The following is a 5,713-nucleotide window of genomic DNA, read 5'->3' as shown; positions in this document are numbered from 1 at the left end:
CCACTCACACCATCGTCACCACCAGCACCCACCGCCTCACCCAACAGCCCCGCCAACACCTCCCGATCCACACACCCCTCACCCACCTCCACCTGCATGCACACCACACTCGCCCCAGCCGCCTCCAGCCCCCGCGCCACCGCACCCCCGGCACCACCCAGACCAGGAACCACACCCGACCTCACGCCAGGGGCCACCACCAGCCAGCACCCCGACAGCACCCCGCCACTCCCGCCACTCCCGCCACCAACCGGCTTCCACACCTCCCCATAACGCCACCCATCCACCACCCCACGCTCACGACACCGCCGCCACCACACCCCCAAAGCCGGCACCACCGACTCCAACGACGCCCCAACCCCCACCCCCAACAACTCCCCCACACCCACCGCATCCCCCCGGCCAACCGCCTCCCACAGCACGCTCTCCCACGCGCTCACACCGGCGCCCGACGCCGCACCCTCAGTTCCAGCACCGGCTTCGAGCCAGAACCGCTCCCGCTCGAACGCATACGTCGGCAGGTCCACCAGCCCGCTCGTGCCGTCTCCGGGCCCAACGACCCCGGACCAGTCGACCGCCGTACCCGATGCGAACAGCTCCGCCATCGCAGAGACGAAAGCGTGCGTCTCTTCCCGGTCAGCGCGCAGGGCAGGGGTCAGCAACGCTTCCGCGCCCGCCCCTTCCCCGGCCGTTTCCGGCGCACAAGCAGCGAGGGCTTCCGGGCCGATACCGGACAGCGTTCCGTCCGGTCCGAGCTCCAGGAAGGTGCGTACTCCCTGCGCGTACAGCCAGGCCATTCCGTCGCCGAAGCGCACTGCCTCGCGCGCGTGCCGCACCCAGTACTCCGGTGTGGTGTATTCCTCCTCGGGGACCGGCTCTCCGGTCACGTTCGACACGACGGGGATCATCGGAGCGGAGAACCGGACGGTTTCCGCGACCTGGCGGAATTCGTCCAGCATGTCGTCCATCAACGGGGAGTGGAACGCGTGACTCACCCGCAGCCGCCGAATCCTGCGCCCCTGGGACTGCCAGTCACGCGCCAACGCGAGAACCGTTTCCTCGTCCCCGGACAACACCACTGACGTGGGGCTGTTCACTGCCGCCAGACCTACGCGCCCGTCCGCCGCGGAGTTCAGGAGCTGCCGGGCTTCTTGTTCGGAGGCTTCCAGCGCGACCATGGCGCCGTGCGGGGGAAGGGCCTGCATCAGCCGGCCGCGGGCGGAGACCAGGCGCACCGCGTCGGGCAGGGGCATGGCGCCTGAGACATGCGCCGCCACCAGTTCTCCGACCGAGTGGCCCAGCAGGAAAGCGGGGGTGACCCCGCAGTTCTCGACCAGCCGATAGAGCGCGACCTCCAACGCGAACAGTGCCGGCTGGGCGAATTCCGTCCGCTGGAGAAACTCGTCCGTGGCCCCGTCGACGGAGAACATTTGGGCTTTCAGGTCCTGTCCGGTCTCCGCCAAGTATTCCCCGCAGACGTCGTCGAAAGCCGCCGCGAATACGGGGGAAGCCGCATATAGCTGCCGGCCCATGCCTGCCCGCTGCGATCCTTGGCCGGTGAAGAGCACAGCCAGGGGGTTCTCAGCGGCCGTGTTGTCCACCGATCCGTCGACGAGTCCGGGGGTGGGGGTGCCGGAAGCCAGCGCGTCGAGTCCGCGCAGGAAGTCCTCACGGTCCACCCCCAGGACGACAGCCCGGTGCTCGAAGACCGACCGCTCGGACACCAGGGCCCGCGCCACCCCCGCACAATCGAGGCGCTCCTCCCCCGCCGCGAATCGTCGCAGCCGGCGCGCCTGCCCCCGCAGAGCCCCCTCCGAACGCGCCGACACCACCCACGGCACCACCCCCACCACCGGCAGCACCTCAACACCCGACGGCACCACATCAGCGACCGGAGCCTGCTCCACAATCACATGCGCGTTGGTACCGCTGACCCCGAACGAGGACACCCCTGCCCTGCGCGGTCGTGCAGCCTCCCCCACCCACGGCACCGCCTCCGTCAGCAGCCGCACCGCACCGGACTCCCAGTCGACATGCGGCGACGGCTCGTCCACATGCAGAGTGCGCGGAAGCATCCCGTGGCGCAGAGCAAGGATCATCTTGATCACGCCCGCCACACCCGCCGCCGCCTGGGTATGCCCGATGTTCGACTTCGCCGACCCCAGCCACAGCGGCCGCCCCTCCGGCCGCCCCTGCCCGTACGTCGCCAACAACGCCTGGGCCTCGATCGGGTCACCCAGCGTCGTACCGGTGCCGTGCCCCTCCACCGCGTCGACGTCCGCCGCCGACAAGCCCGCATTCGCCAGCGCCTGAGAGATCACCCGCTGCTGCGACGGACCATTCGGCGCCGTCAAACCATTCGACGCACCATCCTGATTCACCGCACTGCCCCGCACCACCGCCAACACCCGATGCCCAAGACGCCGCGCATCCGACAACCGCTCCACCAACAGCACGCCCACGCCCTCGGCCATCCCCGTGCCGTCGGCCGCGCCCGCGTAAGCCTTGCACCGCCCATCGGCCGCCAGACCTTGCTGTCGGGAGAATTCGACGAAGACGCCGGGCGTGGACATCACCGTCACCCCGCCCGCCAGAGCCATCGAGCACTCACCCGCCCGCAACGACTGACACGCCAGATGCAACGCCACCAACGACGACGAACACGCCGTATCCACCGTCACCGCCGGCCCCTCCAGCCCGAAGGTGTAGGAGATGCGGCCGGAGAGAACGCTGCCGGCGTTCCCATTGCCGATAAAGCCTTCCAACTCTTCGGGGACGTCCAGGAGACGGGAGGCGTAGTCCTGATACATGGTTCCGGCGAATACGCCGGTCCGGCTGCCGCGCAGTGATCCCGGCTCGATTCCCGCTCGCTCCACCGCCTCCCACGACGCCTCCAGCAGCAACCGCTGCTGAGGGTCCATGGCCAGTGCCTCACGCGGACTGATCCCAAAGAACGCCGCATCGAACTCCGCCGCGTCATGCAGGAAACCGCCCTCGCGCGCGTACGAGGCACCCGCCCGGCCCGATTCCCCCTCCCGGACGGAAAGCCGCTCCGCATCCCACCCCCGGTCCACCGGAAAGCCTGACACCGCGTCCCCGCCCGACGCCAGCAGGTCCCAGAACTCCTCCGGCGAAGCCACACCCCCGGGAAAACGACATGCCATCCCCACCACGGCGACCGGTTCCTGCTCACCGGATTCCATCTCTTCGAGACGACGCCGGACCTGGAGGAGATCTGCGGTTACCCGCTTGAGGTAGTCGCGAAGCTTTTCCTCGTTGGCCATTGACGCATCTCCTTGGCATTCTGGGTAAGGCGTGTGTCTCTTGGGCATCCGGAAGGTAGCGAGGAGCATACAAAGGCTGCCGACATACCAGCACCCCTAAGCACCCTGCTGTCCTGGCCTGGCATTCTGAGCCAGGACAAGGGGGTTTATCGCCTCTCTTCGCCACCGCACAGTGACGCCGCGCGGTAGCGTTCCGGTGCGGAATTGTGCGCACCGGGGAGGCGGGTGGGCGTGGAATGGAGAAAGCGGTTCGGCGGCCGGCTGGTCCTGGTCACCGGCGCGGGCCGAGGCATCGGACGGGCGACGGCCCACGCCTTCGCGGCAGCGGGCTCCCGGGTGATCTGTGCGGACCGTGACGGGCATGCGGCGTCTTTGAGCGCGGACGCGGCCCGGTCACTGGGGACCGGAGGCGCATGGGCGGACGAGGTCGACGTTTCCGACGCCGCGGGTATGGAGCGGTTCGCCGAACGTGTCCTCGCCACCCATGGGACGGTGGATGTTCTGGTGAACAACGCCGGTATCGGTATGTCGGGGCGGTTCCTCGATACGTCGGTCGAGGACTGGCGGCGCACTCTGGACGTCAATCTCTGGGGGGTCATTCACGGTTGCCGGCTGTTCGGGCGGCAGATGGCGGGCCGGGGGGCTGGAGGTCACATCGTTACCGTCGCGTCGGCGGCGGCGTTCCAGCCGACGCGTACGGTGCCGGTCTATGCGACGAGCAAAGCCGCCGTGCTGATGCTGAGTGAGTGTCTTCGGGCGGAGCTCGGTGAGTTGGGGATCGGTGTGAGTACTGTGTGCCCGGGGTTCGTCAGTACGTCGTTCACGTCAGCAATGCATTTCGCCGGTGTTCCGGAGGAGGAGCAGGTCCGTTTGCGCGAGCGGTTCCGGCATGTGGCCGGAGGGCGGGTCTACCCTCCGGAGAAGGTGGCGAAAGCGGTATTGCGCGCGGTGGCCCGCGACACGCCTCTTTCGGTGGTGACTGCCGAGGCCCGCGTCGCTCGTCTGGTGACCCGGTTCTCGCCACGCCTGAGCAGAGCGCTGGCCCGGGTCGATCCCTGAGAGTGGCGTGGCTACGTAGTGAGCTGACTACATCCCGCCGGGGGCCAGGCACAGTCCCCCGCTGGCATCGATGAGCTGCCCGGTGACCCAGCGGGCCTCTTCAGAGGCGAGAAATGCCACTACGGCGGAGATGTCGTCGGGAAGCCCGAGCCGGCCGAGGGCGGTCATGGCGGAGATGCCTTCCTCGGCTCCCGGTGTCTCGTGCACCCAGCTGTTCATCTCGGTGTCGGTGATGCCGGGCGCGACGGTGTTCACCGTGATGCCCCGAGGACCGAGCTGCTGCGCCAGCCGGGATCCCATGATTTCGAGAGCGCCTTTACTCATGGCGTAGGCCAGCAGGGGCCACGCGATCCGGGTGACGGCCGACGAGATGTTGATGATGCGTCCTCCTTCCCCCATCAAGGGCAGAGCCCTCTGGATGACGAAGAACGGGGCTCGCGCGTTGATGGCGAAAAGGCTGTCGAACACCTCGGTGGTGACGTGGGAGATACCGGCCACGTAGTCGTCTTGTGCCATGTCGGACGGGGTGTCCCGGCCGAGGGATACTCCTGCGTTGTTCACCAGGATGTCCAGGCCGCGTCCTTCGAGCGCTTCTTCCAGCTCGGCGAAGAGAGTATCGACGGCACCGTCGGCTGTGAGGTCGGCTCCGACGGTGAACGCGTGTCCGCCCGCCTCCTCGATGGCGGCCACCGTCTCCTGTGCCGCCTCTTTCCGGCGCCCGTAGTGCACGGCCACCGTCACCCCGTCGGCGGCCAGCCGTCGGGCGATGTCTCTGCCGATCCCAGCCGACGCCCCGGTCACCAGCGCGGTTCTGCCCTGCGGTTGAGTCATGAGTGCCCTTTGTGTGGAGTGGTCGATCGGCTGGGACCGTGCCGCCGATATGGAACCGGATGGGGTTTCCGGCGTGCGAGCACCGTGTCAGAGGGAATCGAGGCGGAGAAACCCCCGCCCACCCGTAAGTTCGCGTCCATTGCCCCTGAGGATCGCGCGCGCGGGAATGAGTGATTCGCGGTCGGGGAACGACAGCCGGGCGGGCGTTTCGGGAGCCTTTCATCCCGTACTTGTTCCGCCTTCGCATCATCGGTCAGCGGCGAAAGGCCGCGGCCTCGTCCCGGGAAAGAGAGAGTTCAATGGCCCGCAGCAGTCGTGACACCGTGGGGCAGCAAGCGCCGGCGGCTTCCCGATCCACCGAGGCGGGGGCGCCCGACGGGTCAGCGCCGGAGAGCGTGCACCATGCGCGCGCGCTGAGCGCTTCCAGACGGGCGCAGGCCATCGCGGACGCCACCCGTGCGGCAGCCGATGAAGTGGCCGCGGCCCCCGCGGCGGCCGGCACGGAGGTCTCCATGGCCCTCACCTCGGCGGCGTCCGCC

The 5,713-nt window shown here is 68.6% G+C and carries 2 protein-coding genes and 1 pseudogene; 1 reads left to right on the top strand and 2 read right to left on the bottom strand.

The window, feature by feature from the left end; translation table 11 throughout:
- The coding region (locus ABZ951_RS33405; RefSeq protein WP_361281716.1) for a beta-ketoacyl synthase N-terminal-like domain-containing protein at positions 1 to 3,284 on the bottom strand (3,284 nt) is incomplete at its 3' end.
- 246 nt (positions 3,285 to 3,530) lie between these two features.
- On the opposite strand from ABZ951_RS33405, the pseudogene ABZ951_RS33400 reads away from it, so the two are divergent.
- Positions 3,531 to 4,343 (top strand): annotated as a pseudogene (locus tag ABZ951_RS33400) (SDR family NAD(P)-dependent oxidoreductase); the annotation flags it as partial.
- 27 nt (positions 4,344 to 4,370) lie between these two features.
- Here ABZ951_RS33400 and ABZ951_RS33395 read toward each other — a convergent pair.
- Complete coding sequence (locus tag ABZ951_RS33395) at positions 4,371 to 5,174, bottom strand: SDR family oxidoreductase (RefSeq protein WP_344095901.1); 804 nt, start codon at positions 5,172 to 5,174, stop codon at positions 4,371 to 4,373.
- Between the last annotated feature and the right edge of the window lie 539 nt (positions 5,175 to 5,713).

This window comes from Streptomyces sp. NPDC046215, from assembly GCF_040646215.1.
GTDB lineage: Bacteria > Actinomycetota > Actinomycetes > Streptomycetales > Streptomycetaceae > Streptomyces > Streptomyces stramineus.
Note: the sequence above shows the minus strand (reverse complement) of the source record. Positions and strands in the feature narration are given on the sequence as shown.